This window comes from Sinosporangium siamense (assembly GCF_016863435.1).
Taxonomy (GTDB): domain Bacteria; phylum Actinomycetota; class Actinomycetes; order Streptosporangiales; family Streptosporangiaceae; genus Sinosporangium; species Sinosporangium siamense.
On record NZ_BOOW01000007.1, the window covers coordinates 63,115 to 85,421 of the forward strand.

Here is a 22,307-nt window from a genome sequence, read left to right on the forward strand (position 1 = left end):
GGTCAGGACCTCGGCTCGGAAACCGGGCTGTCCTTGTCGCAGGGGCCGGAGGAACCTCTGCCGAACTCGGCCGGGGGACCGGGGCCGGGTCAGTCCTTGGTGACGCGGCTGGGGCGGAGGAGGGCTTCGGCGAGGGCCAGCATGGTTTCCTCCAGGGCGCCGAGGCGGCGGGTGAGGTCGGTGTGGGCGGGTTTGACGATGCCGCTCAGGGTCTCGGAGAGCTGGTCGCAGTCAGGGCGGGTGCTCACGGCGGTGATCAAGGTGTCGGCGGCCTCGGTCAGGCGCTGGTCGAGTGAGTCGAAGCGCTTGTCGTGTCTGCCGCCCTGAGAGTCGATCAGCTCGCCGACGCGCTCGGTGATGCCGAGGCTGGCCGGGAGCCGGCTGACACTCTGGTTGACGGCCTCGACGCGGTCGTCGACGGTCTCCAGGTGCTCGTTGGTCTTGTCGGCCTGGCCGGACAGGTGCACGAGGCGTGTGTCGACGTTGTCGAAGCGGCCGGTGAGCTTGCCCTGCACGTCGCCGAGGCTGCCGGTCAGGGTGCCCTGGATGTCGCCGAGGTGCTCGGTGAGGCGGCCCTCGACCTCGCCGAGGTGGCCGTTGAGCTCGCTGAGCCTGCCGTCGGCGCCCACGATGAGGTCGTCCTGCCGGTTGAGGTGGCCGTCGACGGTGGTGATGCGCTCGTCGAGGGTCGTGAACCGGGTGTCGACCCGCCCGTCGAGGGAGTCGAAGCGGTCGTTGTGGTGGGCCAGGCGGGTGTCGATCGTGCCCAGCCTGCCGTCGACGGAGGCCAGGTGGGTGCGGACCTCGCCCATGGCGCCGTCGAGGGGGCCGAGCCGCTGGTCGACGCCCTGGAGCCGGCTGTCGACGGAGGCCAGGTGGGTGCGAAGGTCGCCTATGGCGCCGTCGAGTGGGCGCAGGCGCTGGTCGACGCCGTCGAGGCGGCCGTCCACGGAGGTCAGGTTGGCCCGCACCTCACCCACCTGGCCGTCGACGCCGGCGAGGCGGGCGTCGGCGGACACGAGCAGGGTGTCGACGGCGGACAGATGGCCGTCGACCGAGGTCAGCCGGGTGTCGACGGCGGTGAGCCCGCGGCCGAGGTCGGCGAGGCGGCTGTCGAGGCCGGTCATGCGGGTGTCGATGTCGGCGAGATATTCGTCGGTGGTCTCGATGCGCCCGTCGACGGTGGAGAGGTGGCGCTCCACCCCGGCGAGGCGGCCGTCCATGCGTTCGACGCGGTGCTCGACGCCTTCGAGGCGGGTGCCGAGCCGGAGCTCGACCGCCTCCACCGTGCCGGTGACCTGCTCGACCGCGCTGACCACCCGCTCGGTGGCCGCGCCCACGGCCTTGCCCAGCCCGTCTGACATATCGGCCAGTCCGCTTTCGAGGCGCTCTGTGCGGGCGGTGAGGTCGGTCAGCGATTTGTCGAGGCGGGTGAACCTCGTGGCGGCGGCCTCCATGCTCGCCTGGAGCTGCCCGAGGCGGGCGCTGAACTCGCCTATCTGCTCGGTGACGGTCCTGGTGCCGTCGATGACGGCTTGGAGCCGGGTGAGCGCCTCGTCGACGCTCTCGCCCATCGTGCCCACGTCGGCCCAGAGGCTGGGCAACTCGGCGACCGGTTTGACCTGCTCTCCGATGGTCTCGACGCGCTCGCCCACCGTGCCGACCCGCCCGCCAACGGCGTCGACGTGGTCACGCACGGCCTCGACGTGCTGAGCGAGCCCTTCCGCCCAGGCGGGCGGGCGTGTGGTGATGTCGTCCAGTCTGCCGTGCACGGACTCCAGCGTGCCGCTGAGCCCGCCCAGCTCGCGTTCGCGCACTTCGCGTAGCAACCACTCCATCCCTTCCAGCCTTTGGCGTATCTCGTCGAGGACCGCCCCCTGGGTGCGCTGCTCATAGACGTGGTCTTGAGCCGCTCTGGCGAGAAGCTCGCGCATCCTGTCGGAGATGGCGGTCTGATTGCCTGCCTGGAGCAGGGTGTGGCTGGAGTGATCCACCGAAAGCTCCTTCACGCGCCGGCGATCAGCCGAACGTCCGGTTTGCTGAGGAAAAAGAGAACTGTGCGGCGGCGCGTGACTGCGCTCGGGGGAGAGATCCCGCGCGCTCACTTTAGCCCTACGGCCCAAGCTTTTTGGGGGTGACTGGGAAAGATCGCGATTGTGGTCGTATCGCCTGAATCGACGATCGTCCCAGGTCAGAGCGGGTTGTACGGTGCCCCTGTGCGGCGTCCACCCAGGCTTGCGAGGTGTGAGTGACCTGCTTCGGTCCGCACTAACTGCGCGGATCATTCATTAGGCGATAAACAGCTATTGCGGCGTGCAAATAAGGGCGAAAGGGCGGTCGTGGATACGGGTGAGAATCACGGTCGCGGAATTGCCGCCGGACAGTTTGAGGTCCTTCCTTAGTTTCTCGATGTCCACCGCGGAACCCCGCTTCTTGATCGTGACACTGCCCACGCCCTCGTCGCGCAGGACCGCCCGCAGCCGCTTCAGGGAGAAGGGGAGCACATGGCCGATCTCGTAGCACGACGCCCACGGTGTGGAGACGCGGGCGTCTGACGTCACATAGGCGATCATGGGGTCCATCAGCCTCCCCTCGACCAGGTGCGCCACGTCGGCGACCAGATGGGCACGCACCGCGGCCCCATCGGGCTCATACAGAAATTTCCCGATCTCGCCCACCGGTGCGGCCTCCTCGACCCCGGTCGGCCCCAGCGTGAGCCCCGGCGGCAGCAGCGTCGCCCGCCGCACCGTCTCCCCGGGGCCGGCGTCCGCCAAGGCGCCGCACCACAGGACGGCCTCCTTCACCTCGCCCTTGTAGGACACCCACTCGGCCTCGGCGCCCTCGGGGAGGAAGTCGTAGGGGATGCCGGGCGCGACCTTGAGGCAGGCCGACCGGGAGCGGGCCACGATCTCCATCACCTCGGGCCAGGTGGGGGAGTAGGCCATGGGGTCGAAGGTCCTGCCCTTGGAGGTGCGGCGGGCCGGGTCGAGGAAGGTCACGTCGTAGGAGGACACGTCGATCTCGCGGGCGTCCGCCGTACTCACCGTCACGCGGCCGGCGAGGCCGAGCGCCTCGGCGTTGGCCGCCGCCACCGCGGCGGTGAGCGGGTCGGCGTCGACGGCGTGCACATGGCAACCCGCGCGGGCCAGGGCGATCAGGTCGCCGCCGATGCCGGAGCACAGGTCGGCCACCGACGGCGAGCCGCCGCGTGCGGCGACGCGGCGGGCCCGGTGGTCGGCGACCTCGCGGCGGGTGGACTGCTCAAGGCCGGCCCGGGTGAAGAACATGACCCGGGCGTCGGCGCCGAACTTTTCTGTGGCGCGTTCGCGCAGGGCTGACTGGGTGAGTGCGGCCGAGGTGAGGCCCTGATCGTAGGTTTTGCGAAGTTTTGTGGCGGCTGCCACCGGATCGAGCCCGGCTGCGGTCGCCTCGACGGCCTCCGAGAGGGCGCGTCGTCCCCGGTCGGTGAGGAGAGTGCGGAAGTCGTCGAGGTTCACGCTGCCCGACGTTAGCGCCGCCTTCCCCGCCGGTCGATCCGTGAAGAGGTGGTTTCCGCTCTCATCTGGGGTTATGGCCGCATCGGCTCATGCCGTACGGCACAGCCGGGAGGGCCGGCGTGCGTGGCGGCGGGACCGGGCTCGGCGTGACGTGTGGGACGAGAGACGGTGCGAATCGGCGGGTTCGGTGGATGGTGGCGGGAGTCCACATGCGGGGCGAACGGGATGGAGTGGTCGCCTGTGGTGCTTATCTGACCTGCGAAGAGCTGCCGAGAGCGGTTCGTGTTGACTGTCCAGGCGGGACTGCATACTGTTTCGTGTTGGCACTCTCCTGGGGAGAGTGCCAAATCAAAGCGACGAGGCAGGTCTGACACCCGCGACGGCAGGCCGCTGGTCGCCTCTTCTAGATCATCCAAATCTGAAGGGGAGGTCCGATCGTGACGACCGCCACTAAGGTTCCCGTTAAGCCGCTTGGTGACCGCATTGTGGTCCAGCCTCTTGAGGCCGAGCAGACCACCGCCTCCGGCCTGGTCATCCCGGACACCGCGAAGGAGAAGCCCCAGGAGGGCAAGGTCCTCGCTGTGGGCCCGGGCAACTGGGACGAGGACGGCGACAAGCGCATTCCGCTTGACGTCAAGGAGGGCGACATCGTCCTCTACAGCAAGTACGGCGGCACCGAGGTGAAGTACAGCGGCGAGGAGTACCTCGTGCTCTCCGCTCGCGATGTGCTCGCCATCATCGAGAAGTAAGCAGCCCGCGGGGCCTTACCCGTTCGACGCCTCAAGCCCCGGGTCGCACTGAGCGCCCGGGGCTTGAAGCGTCCGGAGCACCGACGCTCCCTGAGAGAGGACAGACATGCCGAAGATCCTGGAGTTCGACGAGGACGCGCGGCGCGCTCTTGAGCGTGGCGTCAACGCCCTCGCGGACGCCGTCAAGGTGACACTCGGCCCCCGCGGCCGCAACGTGGTCATCGACAAGAAGTTCGGTGCCCCCACGATCACCAACGACGGTGTCACCATCGCTCGTGAGGTTGAGCTGGACAGGCCTTACGAGAACCTCGGGGCCCAGCTCGCCAAGGAAGTCGCCACCAAGACCAACGACGTCGCCGGTGACGGCACGACCACCGCGACCGTGCTGGCCCAGGCCATGGTCCGCGAGGGTCTGCGCAACGTCGCCGCCGGCGCCTCGCCGCTTTCGCTCAAGCGCGGCATCGACCTCGCCGCCCGCGCCGTCAGTGACAAGCTTCTCGCCTCGGCCCGCCCGGTCGAGGACAAGAAGGAGATCGCCAACGTCGCGACCATCTCCGCTCAGGACGCCAAGATCGGCGAGCTGATCGCCGAGGCGTTCGACAAGGTGGGCAAGGACGGTGTGATCACCGTCGAAGAGTCCAACGCCATGGGCATGGAGCTCGAGTTCACCGAGGGTCTCCAGTTCGACAAGGGTTACCTGTCGCCCTACATGGTGACCGACACCGAGCGCATGGAGGCGGTCCTCGAAGACCCCTACATCCTGCTCACCCAGGGCAAGATCGCCTCAATCGCGGACTTCCTGCCGCTGCTTGAGAAGGTCGCCCAGACCAAGAAGGCGCTCTTCGTGGTCGCCGAGGACGTCGAGGGCGAGGCCCTGGCCGTCCTGGTCACCAACAAGATCCGCGGCACCTTCACCTCGGTGGCCGTCAAGGCCCCCGGGTTCGGCGACCGCCGCAAGGCGATGCTCCAGGACATCGCCGTCCTCACCGGCGGCACCGTCGTCAGCGAGGAGATCGGCCTCAAGCTGGAGCACGTCGGCCTCGAGGTGCTGGGCACGGCCCGCCGCGTCGTCGTCACCAAGGACGCCACGACGGTCGTCGACGGTGCCGGTGACGCGCAGGCCATCGAGGACCGCGTCAAGGAGATCAAGCTCGCCATCGAGCAGTCCGACTCCGACTGGGACCGCGAGAAGCTCCAGGAGCGCCTCGCCAAGCTCTCCGGCGGCGTCTGCGTGCTGCGCGTCGGTGCGGCGACCGAGGTCGAGCTCAAGGAGAAGAAGCACCGCCTTGAGGACGCGATCTCCGCGACGCGCGCCGCGATCGAGGAGGGCATCGTCTCGGGCGGCGGCTCCGCGCTGGTCCACGTGACCAAGGAGCTCGACGACCTCGGGCTGACCGGCGACGAGGCCACCGGTGTCGGCGTCGTGCGCCGCTCGCTGGTCGAGCCCGCCCGCTGGATCGCCGAGAACGCCGGTCTTGAGGGCTACGTGGTCACCCACAAGATCGCCGAGCTTTCTCCGGGCAGCGGCCTCAACGCCGCCACCGGTGAATACGGCGACCTGCTCGCGCAGGGTGTCATCGACCCGGTCAAGGTCACCCGCTCGGCCGTGCAGAACGCCGCGTCCATCGCCGGCATGCTGCTCACGACCGAGGCCCTCGTCGTCGACAAGCCCGAGGAGGAGGCCCCCGCCGCCGGCGGCCACGGCCACGGGCACGGTCACGGCCACTGAGGGTTCGTCCCGCGTTCCACATCGTCTGTTTTGAGGTGTGGTGCGCTCATGGGCATGTTGCACGGACATGTTGCACGGACATGTGTATGGACATGGGTACGGCTCGCGCCAAGTTGGCGCGAGCCGTACGCGTTTCTCGGTAAACCAGCATGGGGGTTCAAGCGTCTAGACATGTCTCGTGGTTCTGACTAATTACCGCAGATGGAAGTAATGATCCGAAAAACGCGGCCAGGTCAAAAACCCGAGTGTCGCTGATCGATTACGGCCCGTCGCCGTCTCCTCAATGTAACCAATCCGTAGCCGTTCGCGATGACGACAGGTCCGATCAGGACGGGCATCATGCCTAACGTGACCGAGGGATGCGTCGCCGACGCCATAAGTGGGGTAGGGCTTGCGACGAGGTCGGACGGGGTTGCTCCCAAGGACGATCTACGGGAGCTGACTAACCTGGCCGTGCAGGGAGATCGCGAAGCGATCGAATCCCTGCTCGGCGAACTACGTCCGATGGTGGTGCGCTATTGCCGCGCCAGACTGGGCCGTGTTTCCGGCCAATATCACATCGCCGATGACGTGGCGCAGGAAGTGTGTATCGCTGTCCTGTCCGCGTTGCCGCGTTATCGGGATATGGGGCGTCCGTTCGCCTCCTTCGTCTTCGGCATCGCCTCCCATAAGGTGGCCGACGCCCTGAGGAGTTCTGTGCGCTCCGCCGTACCCACTCAGGATCTTCCTGACGGGCCGGACGAGGGTCCGGGGCCGGAGGAGACCGTTGTGCGCTACATCGAGGCTGAGCACGCCCGGCGGCTGCTCTCCCGCCTTCCTGACAATCAGCGCGAATTACTCATGTTGCGGGTGGTCTCCGGGCTTTCCGCGGAGGAGACAGGTAATGTACTTGGCATGTCACCAGGTGCGGTACGGGTGGCCCAGCACCGGGCCCTGGCCCGATTGCGGCAGATGGCCGAGCTGGAGTCGATCGCTTGACGGCTGTCCACCCAAGGCGTTCCGCGCGCCGACGCGGGTCTGACGATCAGGCCGACGAGTTCGTCACCGACGCGATCCTTGACGCGATCTCCCGCCGGGAGATCGTGTCGGACACGGGGGATCCGGTGATCAGGATGCTCGCGGCGCTGGTCGCCGACGTGTCGTGCGCGCAGGGCTCATGCGACGCCACCTGCGGGCGTCAGTGACGTTCCTCGGTGTCGATCACACCGTCGACGTAGCCCCTCGCGTATTCCCAGCTCACGTAATCTGAGGGGTCGGGCTGGAAGGCCGGCTCGTGCACTTGCGGCTGGCCGTTGTCGATCATCTGGCGCAGGTTGCCCCGGAGGAGCTCCCAGTCGAAGTAGTGCCTTTCACCGCACTCAGGGCAGTCCAGGACCAGCCCCAGCACGCCTTGCGGCTCCAGCAGGGAACGGAAGACCTCGACGTCTGCCAGGTCCGTCAGAGCCTCATCCCGCTCGGCCGCTGTGAGGGGCTCGGGATCGTCGAACTCGCCCAGCGCCGACGCCGGGTCATCGGGATCGTCCGCGAACGGGTCGCGAGGGACGTCTTCCAACACGCTTCCCACCTTATGGCTGCCCGGCCTCGCAGGGGAGCCACTCCGGGGCGGGCGTGCCTTCTGTGACCCGCCTGAGCTGACCGAATCCCGGGTTTGCGGACGTCGCTGAGGTGTTTTCACCCCTCTTTCACGCCCGCTCCTTGGCGTCACATCGGGGGAGTCCGGGGTGGGGCCCTTTCCGCGCCCGGGACCGCATGGCGGGTGAAGTGGCTGGTCCCGCCCTCGCCGGAGCGGAGATGGGACGGGACCCAGGTGGGGCGTTCGGAAGCACCCACTAAAATGGCTGTCTGGAGGTCGGCGCCGTTCCCCACTTCTTCGGTGCGCCGCACGCAGGAGGGGCTCCCCGCATGGCCAAGTTCACCGAGACAGGGCTCACGTTCGACGACGTGTTGCTCGTGCCCGCCTATTCCGATCTGCAACCGGGAGAGGCCGACACGACCACACGACTCTCGCGGTCGATCACGTTGCGCATCCCCCTGGTCTCGGCGGCCATGGACACCGTCACCGAGGCCCGCATGGCGGTGGCGATGGCCCGCCAGGGCGGCATCGGGATACTGCACCGCAACCTCTCGATCGAGGAGCAGGCCCAGCAGGTCGACCTGGTCAAGCGCTCCGAGGCGGGCATGGTCACCAATCCGGTCACCTGTTCGCCCGACGACACGCTGGCCGAGGTCGAGCGCCTGTGTGCGCGCTATCGCATCTCCGGCGTTCCGGTCACCGACGCGGGCGGCGTGCTGGTCGGCATCGTGACCAACCGCGACATGCGCTTCGAGACCGACCACAGCCGCCCGGTGCGTGAGGTCATGACGCCGATGCCGCTGGTCACCGCGCCCGTCGGGGTGTCCAGGGACGACGCGTTCACGCTGCTGCGCACCAACAAGGTGGAGAAGCTGCCCCTCGTCGACCAGGGCGGCCGGCTGCGGGGCCTCATCACCGTCAAAGACTTCACCAAGAGTGAGCAATATCCTCTGGCCACCAAGGACGCCGACGGCCGTCTGGTCGTCGGGGCCGCGATCGGCGTGGCGGGCGACGCCGAGCAGCGGGCCGCCGCCCTGATCGAGGCCGGGGTCGACGTCGTCATCGTCGACACCGCCCACGGCCACTCCCGGGGCGTCTGCGACATGATCGCCAAGGTCAAGGCCAACTCCAGGATCGACGTCATAGGCGGCAACGTCGCGACCCGGGCCGGCGCCCAGGCGCTGATCGACGCCGGGGCCGACGCGGTCAAGGTCGGCGTCGGGCCGGGCTCCATCTGCACCACCCGCGTCGTCGCCGGCGTCGGCGCCCCCCAGGTCACCGCGATCCACCAGGCGTCGCTCGCCGCCCGCCCCGCCGGGGTGCCGGTCATCGGCGACGGCGGCCTGCAATACTCCGGCGACATCGCCAAGGCCATCGCCGCCTGCGCCGACACCGTGATGCTCGGCTCCCTGCTGGCCGGCTGCGAGGAGTCGCCCGGCGAGCTGATCTTCATCAACGGCAAGCAGTTCAAGTCCTACCGCGGCATGGGCTCCCTCGGCGCCATGCGCAACCGCGAGCGCGGCGGCTCCTACAGCAAGGACCGCTACTCCCAGGACGCGGTGTCCAGCGAGGACAAGCTGATCCCCGAGGGCGTCGAGGGCCAGGTGCCCTACCGCGGCCCCGTCGCCGCGGTCGCCCATCAGCTCGTCGGCGGCCTGCGCCAGGCGATGTGGTACACCGGGTCGCGCACCATCCCCGAGATGCACGAGCGCGGCCAGCTTATGCCGATCACCTCGGCGGGCCTCAAGGAAAGCCACCCGCACGATATCCAGATGACGGTTGAGGCCCCCAACTACCACCGCCGCTAATGTTCGTGTACGGCGCGCGCTTCCAGGCGCGTGCCGTACATGTGTGATGATCTTGGAGATGGCCACAATGACACAGGTGGAGATCGGGCGCGGAAAGAGCGGACGGCGGGCCTACTCGCTCGACGAGATCGGCATCGTGCCCTCCCGGCGCACCCGCGACCCCGAAGAGGTGTCGATCGCCTGGCAGATCGACGCCTACCGGTTCGAGCTGCCCGTGGTGGTCAGCCCGATGGACAGCGTGGTCTCGCCGAAGACCGCCATCGAGATCGGACGTTTCGGCGGCCTCGCCGTGCTCGATCTGGAAGGGCTCTGGACCCGCTACGACGACCCGGCGTCTCTCCTGTCCGAGGTGGCCGAGCTGCGGGGCGAGGCCGCGACACGCCGCCTCCAGGAGATCTACAACGCGCCGATCCAGGATGAGCTCATCGGCAGGCGCATCGCGGAGATCCGCGACGCGGGCGTCACGACCGCCGTGCGGCTCTCCCCGCAGCGCACCGTCCAGCACCACAAGGCCGTCATCGACGCCGGTGTCGACATCTTCGTCATCCGCGGCACCACCGTCTCCGCCGAGCACGTCTCCGGCCGGGCCGAGCCGCTCAACCTAAAGCAGTTCATCTACGAGCTCGACGTGCCCGTGATCGTCGGCGGCTGCGCCACCTACACCGCGGCCCTCCACCTCATGCGCACCGGCGCCGCCGGTGTGCTCGTCGGCTTCGGCGGCGGCTCCAGCCACACCACCCGCACCGTCCTCGGCGTCGCCGTGCCCATGGCCACCGCGATCGCCGACGTCGCCGCCGCCCGCCGCGACTATCTCGACGAGTCCGGCGGCCGCTACGTCCACGTCATCGCCGACGGCGGCATGACCCGCTCAGGCGACATCGCCAAGGCCATCGCCTGCGGCTCCGACGCCGTCATGGTCGGCTCCCCCCTCGCCCGCTCCTCCGAGGCCCCCGGCCGGGGCTTCCACTGGGGCTCTGAGGCCCACCACGGCGAACTCCCGCGCGGCGCTCGCGTGGAGGTCGGCACGATAGGGACCCTGAGCGAGATCCTGCACGGGCCGTCCAGCGTGGCCGACGGTTCGATGAACCTCATGGGCGCTCTCAAGCGCACCATGGCCACTGCGGGTTACTCCGACATCAAGGAGTTCCAGCGGGTCGAGGTCGTGGTGGAGCCTCACGGCTGATCCAGCCTTCCTCGGACCCCCGGCGGATCCCGCCGGGGGTCCGTCGTTTTTCCGGGGGGTTGCAAGGCGGGCTCCTATTGGAATGGGGGGGAAATGCAATGCGCGGAGGTATGGCGGTGCGCGTTCGGTTGCGCCGCCGCCCCGGCCACGTCCACAGGACCGTCGTCGACATCCGGCCCTGCCCAACCGGCCTCTTGAGGGGACAAGAATAGAAATGGGGTAATGACGCATACGAGAATGGTTAAGGGGGGCTCCGGGTGGCGGTGGAGTTGGCGACCGACCATAGGAACCCAGTGGTCAGGGGCGGTTTCAAACCGTCGGGAGGAGACGGGGCGTACGACGGCTCCTGCACGGTATACAAGCAGGACGGTGGACCGCTGCTTCTGGACATCATGATGTAAAGACGTCGTCGGCCTCTGTGGGGGAGGGGTGAGGTTGCGGTGGCGGAAATGTTGCCTAATCCGCTTTGTCGGGAATTGAGTGAGGCGCTGCGTTTGCTTGAGCCGTTGGGCGCGGAGGTGCAGCGGGATCTTGATGAGCCTGTGCGGATGTTTCGGGCCGGTGGGGTGTGGACCGGGCCGGCGGCGCGGCGGTTTGATGCGCAGCTCGCGCAGTATGGCACGCGGGTTCGGGTGTCGGCGGACAGGGTGATCGCGGAGTTGCGGGGGGGCGTCGGCGCGGGCGCCGGAGCAGGTGACGGTTGAGGAGGCCAAGGCGATCTCGGCCCGCTATGGGTTGTGAGGGGAGGCACTCCGTGGGTTCTCGTCCTTGGTGGAAAGTTCTTCTTGTGTTCGCTGGCCATCGTGCTTCCGGGGTGTTTTTGGGGACGTGTTTTCGCAGGTCAGGAAAATGTGAACGCTACATTCACGTTTGCTTTCTCCGATTGGCGTGGGCAAAAATGAGGCATTCACGAACACGCCCCCGATCCGGGGTCTGTTCGCCATGCCCGACAGTTGTCTGCGAGGGGGAAAACGATGCCGATCCTGGTCGCCGGGGCCACGGGAACCGTGGGGGGCAGTCTTGTGCGGCAGTTGGTCGAGGCCGGGCACGAGGTGCGGGCACTGACCAGAAATCCCGAGTCCGAGGCCGCAGCCGCTCTGCCCGCCGGGGTGGAGGTGGTCAAGGGGAGTTTTCTGGAGCCGCAGAGCCTCGTGCCCGCGTTGCGGGACGTCGAGCGCATGCATCTGGTCTCCATCGAAGGGTCCGCCGAGAACTGGGCGGAGATGCTGGAGCTCGCCAAGAAGGCGGGGGTGCGGCGGCTCACGCATCTCGGGCACAACGACGAGAGCAAGGACGACGACCATCCCCTGGAGGCGTGGCACCGTCAGGTGCACCGGGCCATCGAGGGGTCGGGGCTCGAATGGACGCACCTTTTTCCGGGCGAGTTCATGGCCAACACGTGGCAGTGGGCGGAGTCCATCAAGGGGAAGGGGGAGGTGCGTTCTCCGTTCGGGGACTGGAACTCCGCGCTGGTCCATGAGGCCGACATCGCCGCGGTCGCCATGGTGGCGCTGCTGGAGGACGGTCACGCGGGGAAGACCTATCAGCCGACCGGGCCCGAGCCAGTGCGGCGGCGTGATGCGGTGAGGATGATCGGGGAGGCGCTCGGCACCGAGATCCGGTTTGTCGAGCTGACGCCGGATCAGGCTCGCCGGGAGTGGGCCGACGTCTATCCGCCGGACATCATCGAGTGGTTCCTGGAGATGGGGACCGACTATGAGGGGGTGGGCTGGGTGTCACCCGACGTCGTGGAGGTGACGGGGCGCCCTGGGCGCACTTTCGCCCAGTGGACGAGGGAGCACGCCGGCGATTTCCGCTGAATGGGCCGGCCTTCCGGTTTGCGCTGAGGCAGTCGCCCCAGTTCGTCCGCAGGTCAGGCCTGCGCTGGGTGTCGTGGGGCCTCTTTCACGGGCCACGGCTGCGGATCGGTGGTGGCCCTGAAGCCGATAACCCGCACAGGCGCCAAGGCCAGGCGGTTTTCTGACTACCGCTTTCCCCGGCGGGGCTGTTTCGAGGGAATGAAGCGCCGGTTCTCCACCATCGTGGCCTGCCGGAGCGCAGGGGGGACGGGGTCGTGGACGCCGACCTCGTCGTCGGCGAAGGCGAATTCGCGGCCGCTCATGCTCAGGGTGACGAGGTCGTGGAGGAGCACTTCCTCGCCGTGGCGCAGGGGGCGGGCTTGCCGTGGGCGGAGTTTGATGATGTCGCCCCCGCGGCCTGCCTTGCGCACGCGGGTGCCGTTGGTGCTGAGGTCGCGGACGACGACGGCCACGGCCTCGCGGGAGATCTCGACGTGGCTGCGGCTCACCTTGTAGATCGCGGGGGTGCCCTCCAGCCAGCGGGCCAGGGCGACGCCGTTGTTGAGGGGGGCGCGGCCAACGGTGGTGCTTTCGCCGACGGCGAGGGTGAAACGGGCGACGACGTCGCCGTCCACTTTGACTTTGAGCTGGGTGCGGGCGGGACGGGGGCCGAGGTCGATCAAGGGCAGTTCGTGGGCGGGGCACCGTACGACGCCCCGGCGGTGGGTGGGGATGGCGTGGCCGGGGCCGAACATCGGGCAGTCCTGCTCGGGGCATTTCCACAGGCGATTCAACAGGTCCCGGCGGGGGCCGGCGTCGCGCCGGTCGTAGAGGCCCGCTTGAAGCAGGAGTGCTTCCTCTTCTTTCCTGGCGATTTCCCGCTCGGCGAGAACCCGGATAATTCTTCGCCTTATGGAGATGGTGCCGCCGTCGACCGAGTAAGGGCTGTAGAAGGCGTCGCGATTGCCGGACAGCCAGGGATAGGTGCGGTGGTAGTCCCCGAAGTTGTCGTCGCTGATCACCGGCAGGGACGACACGTTTCGCAGTTCCAGGACGCGGTCGTCGGCGGTCCGCAGCACTTCGATGAGACCGTTTTCGAACCACGAGGTCAGCATGGCGCGCTCGTCCGCGGTGAGGTTTCCGTCGCGCAGCACGGACCTGTCGCACACCGCGTAGATCTTGACGGTCTCGTCGCGGGTGAACTGCTTCAGCCCGTTGACCAGGGCGACGAGCCGCGAGAGGTCCGCGCGCCGCATCGTGAGCAGACCGTCATTTCGCACCACGTTCGCCATGTCCACAATGAAGTCGGCGCTATTGACGTCGAGAGTTAAATGCCGATCAATGCTCATGTATGAATATTAGTAGGCGGTCAGTATGTGGGCAAGGTCACCGTTTTAAGTGCTTTGACAAGTGGTAGCCAAAAATAACCACATTACCCCAACGCCTTAAATATCGCGATAAGGTCAGGCAATGGGTTCCTTAACCCATGTGCCCTGCTTCATCACTCCAGCCACGGTCAGGTCCTCGTTCAGCACCACCAGGTCGGCGTCCTTCCCCACGGCGATCGAGCCGATCCGCCCGTCCTGGCCCAGCACCCGCGCCGGGGTGAGCGAGGCGACCACGGCGGCCTCGGAGATGGACAACCCGACCTCCTGGACCGTGCGGCGGAACGCGACGTCCATCGTCAGCGTGCTCCCGGCGATGGATCCGCCCTCGGTCAGCCTGGCGACGCCGTTCTTCACGTCGACGCCCATGTCGCCCAAGACGTAGCGCCCGTCGCCCATGCCGGCCGCCGCGATGGCGTCCGTGATGAGGGCGGTACGGCTCGTGCCCGCGGCCGTGATCGCCAGCCTCATCATGGCCGGGTGCACATGGACCCCGTCGTTGATCAGCTCGACGGTGACACGCTCGTCCTGGAGGAGAGCGGCGATCGGACCCGGATCGCGGTGGTGCAAAGGGGCCATGGCGTTGTAGAGATGGGTGGCGACCCTGGCGCCGGCGTCGACTCCGGCGAGCGTCTGCTCCAGGGTGGCGTCGGTGTGGCCGAGGGCGGCGATGACGCCTTCGCCGGTGAGGAAGGCGATGGCGTTGAGCGCGCCGGGGAGTTCCGGGGCGATGGTGAGCATGCGCACGTGGCCGCGACCGGCTTTGACGAGATCGCCGAGCTCGGCGGGGTCGGGGCTGCGGAGCTGGGCGGGGTCGTGGGCGCCGCAGCGGGCGGCGGAGATGTACGGTCCCTCGTAATGGATGCCGGCCAGCAACCCCTCCTCGCAGAGCTCGGCCAGAGCCGACGCCGCCGAGGTGAGCTCCCTGGCGGGCCCGGTCACGAGGCTGGCCACGAGGGTCGTGGTGCCGTGGGCGGTGTGATAACCGACGGCTTTCCGGGCCTGTTCGAGGTCGCCGGTGGGGAAGGAGCCGCCCGCCCCGCCGTGGTTGTGGATGTCGACGAAACCGGGCACGATATGCCGCCCGGCCAGGCGGTATCCGTTCCCTGGAGCCGTGCCATGCCCGATGTGGGTGATCCGACCGTCCTCGATCGTGAGCCAGCCCTCGTGCACACCGTCGGTGGTCACTATGCGGGCGTCGGCGAGTGTGATGCTCATAAGTAAAGGATCACAGATGGAAGTTGCACACCGAGACCCGGTAAGGGGCTACTACCGGGTAAGGGAAACGGGTAGGAAAGAGATGCAAGCGAAGCTGTACCCGGGGGGAAGCACATGACTGCCGGACTGGGCACCGCGGGGCTGGGCCCCGCCGATCGCGGCGACGCGCTGAGGTGGATGAGTTCGAACGAACTCGACGTCGTGGTGGTCGGGGGCGGGGTTGTCGGCGCCGGGGTCGCGTTGGACGCGGCGACACGGGGGCTGAGCGTGGGGCTGGTCGAGGCGCGGGATTTCGCCTCGGGCACGTCGTCCCGCTCGTCCAAATTGATTCACGGTGGGGTTCGTTACCTGGAACAGTTGAACTTTGACCTGGTCAGGGAGGCGCTACAAGAGCGTGCGCTGCTCATGCAGCGGATCGCGCCCCATCTGGTGCGGCCGGTGCCGTTCCTCTTTCCACTCACCCATCTCGGCTGGGAGCGGCCCTATGTGGGGGCCGGGCTCGCTCTTTATGACTCCTTGGGATTTTCTTTTGGGTTCACCCGGGGGGTGCCGGTGCATCGGCACCTGTCCAGGACACGTGCGCTGAGGCTCGCGCCCGCGCTGCGCAGGAGCGCCTTCACCGGGGCCGTGCAGTACTGGGACGCCCAAGTGGACGACGCGCGCTATGTGATGACCATGCTACGCACCGCCGCGACCTACGGCGCGCGGATCGCCTCCCGCAACCGCGTGATGGGCTTCCTGCGGGAAGGGGAGCGGGTCACCGGTGTGCGGGCGCGGGACCTGGAGAGCGGCACCGAGATGGACATCCGCGCCCGTCAGGTGGTGAACGCCACAGGCGTGTGGACCGACGACATCCAGGCGATGGTCGGCGGACGCGGGCAGATCCACGTGCGGGCCTCCAAAGGCATCCATCTGGTGGTGCCCCGCGACCGCATCCACTCGTTGACCGGCATCATCCTCCGCACGGAGAAGTCGGTTTTGTTCGTCATCCCGTGGGGGCGGCACTGGATCGTCGGCACCACCGACACCGAGTGGACCCTCGACAAGGTCCACCCGGCCGCGTCCCGGGGCGACATCGACTATGTGCTCGACCACGTCAACGCCGTGTTGTCGGTCCCGCTGACCAGGGACGACGTCGAGGGTGTCTACGCGGGTCTGCGGCCGCTGCTCGCCGGGGAGTCCGACGAGACCTCCAAACTGTCGCGTGAGCACGTGGTCACCCACCCCGTGCCGGGCCTGGTGATGGTGGCCGGCGGGAAATACACGACCTATCGGGTGATGGCCCGTGACGCGGTGGACGCCGTGGCACACGGCCTCGACCAGCGTGTGCCGCCCTCGTGCACCGACCGCATCCCGCTCGCCGGAGGCGAGGGCTACCAGGCGCTGTGGAACGCCCGGCATCGCCTGGCTCACTCCTCGGGGCTGCACGTGGCCCGGATCGAGCACCTGCTCCGGAGATACGGCTCGCTGATCGACGAGGTGCTCCAGCTCATCGAGCAGGACCCCTCCCTCGGGCGTCCGCTCAGCGGCGCCGACGACTATCTCCGGGCCGAGATCGTCTACGCCGCCACACACGAGGGCGCACGTCACCTGAACGACGTGCTCACCCGGCGCACCCATATCTCCATCGAGACCTTCCACCGCGGTCTGGCCGTCGCCGCCGAGGCCGCCGAACTCATGGCCGGGCCGCTCGGCTGGGACGGTGAGCACATCAAACGCGAGGTGGAGTACTACACGAAGCGCATCGAGGCCGAACGCCTGTCCCAGGAGCAGGACACCGACCAGGAGGCCGACGCCATCCGGCTGGGCGCACCGGAGATCGTCTCCTACTGACGGCCCGGGGGTGTACGGCGAAGCCCGGCAGGCGTTCTCCCCCGACGCAGCCCGCGGGCCTCGTCGGGGGAGAACCCCGGGGAGGCCGGCACCGCGGGGCCGCCGTCCAGACGGCCCGAGCGGCCCCGGGGCGTTCGCGGCGGCCTGTGCGGCCCGCTCCCGGCCGCGGAGAGAGCCCGCGGCCCGGAAGGCCGGGGCCCGCTCGATCGGCTGCGGGGAAGGCCACCGGGGCCCGGAAGGGCCCCGGTGGCTCAGTCGCCGAACGCCTGGAACTCGGCGGCCCGGACGTGGTTGCGGAACGCGCTCGCCGTGGCGCAGTCGGTGGCGGAGTTGGGGTCGTTGTCCTGTTCCCCGGCGTAGGCCGGAGCGCCGGTGCACTGGGACTGGACGACGCGCAGGGCCAGGTGGGTCGCGGTCGTCGGACGCACCTTGAACGACTTGGCGATCAGGTCGATGCTCCGCGGCCGCGGCACACGGGCGTCGAAGGCGTTGTCCGGGCTCGTGTAGACGACGCTATACGATGCGGGGTCGGCGCAGTCGGCCCGCACCGAGTTGCAGGCGAGCACCTGGAAGGCGCGCAGCGCGCTGAAGCGGTTCTGCGGCCCGGGGTCGGCCGGGTCTGCCGCACCCGCGGCGGGCCTGAGCAGGGCGCTGACCTGCACTCGGTTGATCTTGACCGGTTCGGTCCCCGCGAGGTCCACGGTGACGGCCTTGCCGCTCACCGGGGCGGCGAGCGACGCCCAGTTGGTGGCCTCGGTGCCGTCGATGAGCTTGCCGTGGTTGACGCCGTCGCCCACGGCGGTGGCGCCCGCCGCGGCTGAGGCGTGGTCGCGCGGCAGCGTGACGTCTAGCGTCTCGCTCTCGCCCTTGTCGAAGGACTCGGTGAACCTCGTGTGGCCGAAGCCGGGACCGGTGGCGAGGAAATTGTGCTCGCCCGGCACGATTTGGAAGGTGTCGCCGAGCGGCGTGGCCGGGTCGGTGTCGGCCACGGGCACGCTGCGGGCCTCGTAGCTCCCGACGTACAGCTTGACCGGCGCGCCCGCCGCCGCGCCCTCGGGGGCGAGCTTCACGGTGGCGTTGCGGGCGTGCGGCGAGGCGAAGCCCGGCGTCGGGTTGGCGTCGTTGGAGCCGTTGCTGGCGGCGCCGAGGCCGAGGCCGCGGGCGGCGAAGGCGTTCCAGATGATGTCGTGGTTGCGCCCGCCGAAGCGTATGGCGTCGGCGGCGAGGATCGCGTCGCGGTGGTCGACGTAGGACACCGCCCCGCTGGTCATCAGCAGCAGCGCGTCGAAGGAGAGCTGCACCCAGCGGCGGTTGCCCGGGCACCGGTCGACCGGGCGTTCCCCGTCGGCGCAGGCGCGCTGCACGGCGGGCGTGGCGGCGCCGTACCTCTGCAGGAAGGCCTTGCGCACGTCGAACTGGGCCGCCGACCAGATCTCGCCGTCGGCGTGAACCTGCTGCCCTACCAGGTCGTAGGCGACGTTGCTGTAGTTCAGCGGCGACTTCGACATGTCGAAGTTGCGGATGCCGGCCTTGGCGTCGCCGGTGACGTAACCGCCCGTGACGTACGGCGTCTCGCCACGTGGGCGGAAGCCGTACTCGAAGAGGTGTTCCATGGCGAACAGGTCGGATGTGCTCTCGTTCATCGCCCCGGCCTGGGCGCCCTGCCAGCCCGAGTTGGGGCCGCCGATCATACGGCCGGAGATGGCATGCGTGTATTCATGCCCGATGACCGACATGTCGTAGTCGCCGTCCACGCAGGGCCCGTAGAACGAGCCCGCCGACGGCTGCCACAAGTACATGTTGGTGATCGGCGCGACCCCGTCAGGACCGGTGATCTGGTTGGCGTTGTTGCGCACCGAAAGGTCGCGCGCGCCCGCCTGGGCGTTGCCCTGTTCGGGGTCGTTGCCGAGGCCGCCGCGGGTGCCGTTGTCCGCCTGCATGTTCCACGCCGTCTCGGTGAACCCGAGGCGGTAGGACCAGTCGTGGAGGCGATTGTGCATGGCGTGCAGGTTGGAGATCGCCGCCTCGAGGTCGGCCTCACCGGCCTGGTCGAACATGGCCGGGTCGCACTTGCCGGCGTTCCACATGTTGGACCACGGGTAGCGGTACTTCCGGTCGGAGACGTGGGTGTTCGTGCGGTTGCCGACGGTGTAGGGGTTGCCGCTGGCGCGGTTCTCATAGGTGCGGGCCGCGTTGCCGAGGCTGGTGCCGGTGCCGGCGTTGTCCGTGTGGTCGACGTCCCATTCCTTGCCGGTGGCCGGATCGGTCACCTTGACCTGGTCGCACCCCGGCTGGCGGCTGTCCAGACACCACAGCCGGCGCGTGTCCCGCGACGAGTAGTCCGCCGGCGGGTTCGCGGGGAACACCTGCCACACCGGCCCTTCCGGGTCGCCGTGCGCCGAGGTGCCGTGCTCGTGGTCGAGGTAGTCGACGAGGTTCTCCCGCGTCAGCAACTCGCCGCTCACCGCGTCCACGTGCGAGGTGTACGCCGCGGGCTCGGCTGCCGTGCCCCCGACAAGTGTGACCTGGAAGGCGCTGCGCACCCCGTCGGGCGCGGGCACGGCCACCGTCTTGACCGTCTTGGTCGCGGCGGTGGCGAGGTCGACGCCGCCGTCGCGGGCGGCGATCTCCAGGGCCCGCTGCTCGGTGATGCGCGCGGCGGGCGGCGCCCCGGTCTCGCGCGACAACGTCGAGGTGACGTGAATGATCTTGCCGTCCACGACGCCGAGGGTCACCGTACCGTCGTGGCCTGCGGGCAGGTCGCCGAAGCGCTGGCGGAGCATGACGGCGTGGCCCTGGCCGATGGGGTTGACCGCGACCTTCTCCAGGGCGTCCACAGCGGCGGCGGGCAGGCCGAAGAGCTGCTCGCTTGCCTTGAGGTAGGCGCGGGCCGCCGCCTCGGGGTCGGCCCCGAGGCCCTCGGCCAGAGGGGCCGCTCCCGTGATCACCGCGGGGGTGCCGAGGGCGTTCCACCGGATGGTCGTGTCGTCCGCCGTCCTCGCTTTGGCGAGCGCCGCGGCCGGCGGGGCCACCTTGCCCTTGCGGTTGTCGAGGTCGGGTTTGGCATGCTCCTCGCCCTGGAAGTCGAAGGGCTTGGGGGCGGCCCCGGGCTCACCGGCGGCGATCCCGGGGGTCGCGACGGCGAGGGGTAACGCGAGTGACGCCGCCGCAGCGGCGAGAGCAGATGCTTTTAACCAGGGTCGGGTGGACACCCATCCTCCTGTGAAAGACGCGGCCGCCGTCGGCCTTGCCGTGCGGAGAGCGCGGGCGAGGTTTCCGCCCGCGCGAGCACACCGCCACGCGTGTGATCACGCGCCGCACAAGAGGTAGCACTTAGCGCCGAAACATGACAAGCCTTGTAAAGGCTCACATGAGGGTGTAAGTGGGATCTGTAAGCATCTCCCGCCCATGAGGGCTATTTGTGGAAGGGCACCCACGCCTGATCGTCGAGGTTCGAGGCGTGGCTGGCCTTCAATCCAAGGTCGGAGACGGTCCACAGAGTGTCCCCGATGATCAGAGAGCGGCGGATCGTCGCGTCCACCGGGACCGTGTCCGCGATGCGGCTTCCGTCGATCTTCGGCGTGGGATGCTGGACAAGCCCCAGTTTGGTGATGCCCGACGGCTGGATGCGCAGCCCGAGCGCCCCGCTCTTCGCCGCCCCGTTCTCCTGCCACGAGCTCAAGGGGAGTACGGCGAGGCCCGACTCCGGCCAATACAGGAAGGCGTGCGGGTCCCACTCGGCCTCAGAACCGGAATCCTTCTGGAAGTACTGCGCCAACCGCGCCGGCTTGGCCGGGTCGCTCACGTCGAACAGCGAGATCTGCGTGCCGAGGGTGCGCCCCTTGGTGCTGGCCTCCTGCCCGACACCGATCAGCCGCCCGTCGCCCGCCGGGTGCAGATAGGCGGAGTAACCGGTGATCTTCAGCTCGCCGGTCACCTTCGGCGCCGCCGGGTCGCGCAGGTCAAGTGTGTAGAGCGGGTCCACCTGGCGGAAGGTCACCACATATCCCACCGGGCCGATGAAACGCACGGCATAGATGCGCTCGTCCTTGCCGAGCCCGCCCACCTCGCCGACCTTGGCCAGCGTGTCGGCGTTCAGCACGTAGACGCTGCTGGAGCTCTCCGGACCCGAGGGGCCGGCGTTCTCGTTGATCGTCGTCGCGATCCGCAGATGGCCCTCGTGCTCCGACATCGCATACTGATTCAGCAGCCGCCCCGCCACCTTGCCCGACGCCACATACCGGGGGGCACCCGGCTGGGCGATGTCGAAGCGGTGGATCTCCGTCTCCTCCACCGGCGTCTCCTCAGCCGGGGTGGACGCGGTGGGGGAGGGCGGCGCGGGCTCGTCCGGCGTCGGCGCGACGTCGGGCGCCACCCCGCTCTCGGAGGGCGTGACCGTCTTGTCGGGGGCGGGCAACAAGGAGGGTTGCGCGGGGTCCGGCGAATCCGCCGGAGGCACCGGGTCCACCGGTATGGGGTCGATCGGCATCGGGAACCACCAGCGCGGGTTGCTCGCGACATACAGGCTGCCGGCGCTGCCGTACACCGTGTCGCCGTCGGCGGCCACCGCGATTGGCGAGGTGGCGGCCACGGCTTCCCCGGCCAGGTCGAGCGAATGCACGGTGAGCAACGAGGTGCCGGTGTAGTTCTCCGGGTGGCTCACCGCCTCGCACTTCACACTCTCGGTGCGGCTCGCGCCCGACGCGTCGGCGATCTCATAGCTCGGCAGCCACGCGCTGATCGGAGCCTTGCGCACCGCCTCCTGGCTGCGCCGCATCATCTCGCCCTGCGAGGCCCCCGGCCTCGGCTGAGGGAAGTCGATCTCCGGCTGGCTGCGCACCACCAGGCGTACGGTGGAGCCCACCATCCTGGCGTCCACATGCATGCCCTTGGCGCTGAGGGACCCGGTGACCTTCGGCTGCCCCGACAGGTCCACCGTGACGTAGTGCGGCCCGGAAAGCGGCACCCGCTTGGCCTTCGCCCCCGCCAGCACGACGCCGCCGCCCGCGAACACCACCAGAGCGCGGTCCCCGCTGACCAGCAGGTCGGCAGGGGCGTAGGTCTGGTCCGATCCGACCACATTGAGCGTCGCGGTGACCTTCTTGCTCTCCGCGTCGACGACGCGGAGCACACCCTGGTTGACGGTGATGATGCGCTTGCCGTCGGTCTTGACCAGGTCGGGCTCGTCGACTCCCGCCTCCTGGACGTTCGTGGTGGAGTGGGCGGGTGCGGCCGGCGCGCCGGCCCCTCTCGCGCTGTCGGCCGCTTTGGCGGAGACGGCGACGTCACCCGTCTCGGCCATGAACATCCCCGGCCCGCCGAACCCCCACGGCCCGACGTGCTCCACGGCCTTCTCCCGGATACCGCCCAGCATGTCGTCGCAGCTTGAGTAGGCGACGAGCCGTACATCGCCGAGGGACACGGTGTCGCCTCCGGGCTTGGTGGCCGGGGGAAACGTCCCCTGGTCGCCGCTGCAGGCGGCGGTCGACGCCGTGAGCACCACCGCCGACAGTGCGGCGACAGCCGTACGCAT

General features: G+C 68.8%; 15 protein-coding genes. 8 read left to right on the forward strand and 7 right to left on the reverse strand.

Annotated elements, in window-relative coordinates; all coding sequences use genetic code 11:
- Nucleotides 1-89: 89 nt before the first annotated feature.
- Nucleotides 90-1,994, reverse strand: a complete 1,905-nt coding sequence (locus Ssi02_RS05240; protein ID WP_204021610.1) for a coiled-coil domain-containing protein — start codon at nt 1,992-1,994, stop codon at nt 90-92.
- A 309-nt stretch (nt 1,995-2,303) separates the two neighbouring features.
- Complete coding sequence (locus Ssi02_RS05245) at nt 2,304-3,497, reverse strand: class I SAM-dependent methyltransferase (protein ID WP_204021612.1); 1,194 nt, start codon at nt 3,495-3,497, stop codon at nt 2,304-2,306.
- Between the two features lie 437 nt (nt 3,498-3,934).
- Between Ssi02_RS05245 and groES the strand changes: the two genes are divergently transcribed.
- From groES to Ssi02_RS05265, 4 genes are all read left to right on the forward strand, one after another.
- A complete protein-coding gene (gene groES, locus Ssi02_RS05250; RefSeq protein WP_352068171.1) occupies nt 3,935-4,246 on the forward strand; it encodes a co-chaperone GroES in 312 nt (103 codons plus the stop codon).
- Between the two features lie 106 nt (nt 4,247-4,352).
- Nucleotides 4,353-5,975, forward strand: coding sequence for a chaperonin GroEL (gene groL, locus Ssi02_RS05255; RefSeq protein WP_204021614.1), 1,623 nt, complete (start codon nt 4,353-4,355; stop codon nt 5,973-5,975).
- A gap of 339 nt (nt 5,976-6,314) precedes the next feature.
- Complete coding sequence (locus Ssi02_RS05260; RefSeq protein WP_239128609.1) at nt 6,315-6,953, forward strand: sigma-70 family RNA polymerase sigma factor; 639 nt, start codon at nt 6,315-6,317, stop codon at nt 6,951-6,953.
- The gene (locus tag Ssi02_RS05265; protein WP_204021616.1) at nt 6,950-7,159 is read left to right on the forward strand and encodes a hypothetical protein; all 210 of its coding nucleotides are present in this window, start codon (nt 6,950-6,952) and stop codon (nt 7,157-7,159) included. Before Ssi02_RS05260 ends, Ssi02_RS05265 begins: the two co-directional genes overlap by 4 nt.
- Here Ssi02_RS05265 and Ssi02_RS05270 read toward each other — a convergent pair.
- Nucleotides 7,153-7,530: a DUF5319 family protein gene (locus tag Ssi02_RS05270; protein ID WP_204021618.1), complete on the reverse strand. Its 378-nt coding sequence runs from the start codon at nt 7,528-7,530 to the stop codon at nt 7,153-7,155. The two genes, Ssi02_RS05265 and Ssi02_RS05270, sit on opposite strands and share 7 nt — an antisense overlap.
- A gap of 347 nt (nt 7,531-7,877) precedes the next feature.
- Here Ssi02_RS05270 and guaB point away from each other — a divergent pair, with 347 nt between their 5' ends.
- The 3 genes from guaB to Ssi02_RS05285 all read left to right on the forward strand — a co-directional run bounded on the left by guaB (nt 7,878) and on the right by Ssi02_RS05285 (nt 12,359).
- A complete protein-coding gene (guaB, locus tag Ssi02_RS05275; protein ID WP_204021621.1) occupies nt 7,878-9,356 on the forward strand; it encodes an IMP dehydrogenase in 1,479 nt (492 codons plus the stop codon).
- Nucleotides 9,357-9,423: 67 nt separating this feature from the next.
- On the forward strand, nt 9,424-10,539 hold the full coding sequence (locus Ssi02_RS05280) for a GuaB3 family IMP dehydrogenase-related protein (RefSeq protein WP_204022011.1): 1,116 nt from the start codon (nt 9,424-9,426) through the stop codon (nt 10,537-10,539).
- 974 nt (nt 10,540-11,513) lie between these two features.
- Nucleotides 11,514-12,359, forward strand: a complete 846-nt coding sequence (locus tag Ssi02_RS05285; RefSeq protein ID WP_204021623.1) for an NmrA family NAD(P)-binding protein — start codon at nt 11,514-11,516, stop codon at nt 12,357-12,359.
- A 164-nt stretch (nt 12,360-12,523) separates the two neighbouring features.
- Here Ssi02_RS05285 and Ssi02_RS05290 read toward each other — a convergent pair whose 3' ends face one another.
- Both Ssi02_RS05290 and nagA read right to left on the reverse strand, forming a co-directional pair.
- Nucleotides 12,524-13,687, reverse strand: a complete 1,164-nt coding sequence (locus tag Ssi02_RS05290) for an FHA domain-containing protein (protein WP_204021626.1) — start codon at nt 13,685-13,687, stop codon at nt 12,524-12,526.
- Nucleotides 13,688-13,801: 114 nt separating this feature from the next.
- Complete coding sequence (nagA, locus tag Ssi02_RS05295; RefSeq protein WP_204021628.1) at nt 13,802-14,941, reverse strand: N-acetylglucosamine-6-phosphate deacetylase; 1,140 nt, start codon at nt 14,939-14,941, stop codon at nt 13,802-13,804.
- Nucleotides 14,942-15,055: 114 nt separating this feature from the next.
- On the opposite strand from nagA, the gene Ssi02_RS05300 reads away from it, so the two are divergent.
- Nucleotides 15,056-16,774, forward strand: a complete 1,719-nt coding sequence (locus Ssi02_RS05300) for a glycerol-3-phosphate dehydrogenase/oxidase (RefSeq protein ID WP_204021630.1) — start codon at nt 15,056-15,058, stop codon at nt 16,772-16,774.
- A 251-nt stretch (nt 16,775-17,025) separates the two neighbouring features.
- Here Ssi02_RS05300 and Ssi02_RS05305 read toward each other — a convergent pair whose 3' ends face one another.
- Together Ssi02_RS05305 and Ssi02_RS05310 are read right to left on the reverse strand one after the other, a co-directional pair.
- On the reverse strand, nt 17,026-19,986 hold the full coding sequence (locus Ssi02_RS05305; protein ID WP_239128610.1) for a M36 family metallopeptidase: 2,961 nt from the start codon (nt 19,984-19,986) through the stop codon (nt 17,026-17,028).
- A 203-nt stretch (nt 19,987-20,189) separates the two neighbouring features.
- Complete coding sequence (locus Ssi02_RS05310) at nt 20,190-22,307, reverse strand: beta-propeller domain-containing protein (RefSeq protein WP_239128611.1); 2,118 nt, start codon at nt 22,305-22,307, stop codon at nt 20,190-20,192.